Origin of the sequence: Nitrincola nitratireducens (genome assembly GCF_000585235.1) — a bacterium.
GTDB classification, from domain to species: domain Bacteria; phylum Pseudomonadota; class Gammaproteobacteria; order Pseudomonadales; family Balneatricaceae; genus Nitrincola; species Nitrincola alkalisediminis.
This window is the reverse complement of the sequence record NZ_AONB01000065.1, coordinates 1-751: the sequence shown is the minus strand read 5'-3', so window position 1 is coordinate 751 and position 751 is coordinate 1. Positions and strand designations below refer to the sequence as shown.

Sequence of the window (751 nt, the reverse complement as noted above, 5' to 3'; positions counted from 1 at the left end):
AGAACCTACTGGGATATCAGTGGTATCACCTGTCACATCAATCGTTGGGCCAGCGTTATCAACCTCGGTTTCAACCGTGATTTGTGCCGCAATCGCATCCAGCTCAGCGTTGTCTGTGCCGGTGATTGGGTTGCCATTATTGTCAGTTGCGCTTGCAACCACGTCTAATGGACCGTCAATCAAACCGCTTAGGTCGGCTTCAACACTGAAGTTACCATCAGCGTCCAACGCAACGTCATTCAGAACAACTTCATTGCCCTGTTGATCCGTGATCACCAGATTAACGGTGTTGCTGCCTGGCAGAACGTCTGTGGTGCTACCGCTGATCACAACGCTGTCCGCGTCGTCAGTAATGACGCCGTTGGCATCGGTATTGTCGAAGCTGACTTCAACGGCAGATTCAACTGCATCGAGCTCTGCTGTTGTATTGGCATCAATCTCAACACCATTTTCATCTGTTGTGACAGCGACGATGTCTAACTGACCATCAACAAGCTCACTAACATCAACACCATCGACACTGTAACGGCCATCTTCTTCAACCGAGGCACTGGTAGTGACCGTGTTACCTTCAGAGTCAGTGATCGTAATTTGAACCACTTGACCTTCTGGAACTTTGTTCGTCGTTCCGGATAGATCAATGGTGGCTTCAGCATTATCGACATCGGCCGTCACTTGGATGTTAGATGCAGTAGAGTCCAGTGCATCTTCAGCAGTGCCTGTTACTGGGTTGCCGTTGTTGTCGGTACCT

The 751-nt window shown here is 49.7% G+C and carries 1 protein-coding gene; it reads right to left on the bottom strand.

The features are described 5' to 3' along the window. On the bottom strand, nucleotides 1-751 hold a 751-nt coding region (locus D791_RS18640; RefSeq protein ID WP_202806917.1), incomplete at both ends, for a hypothetical protein.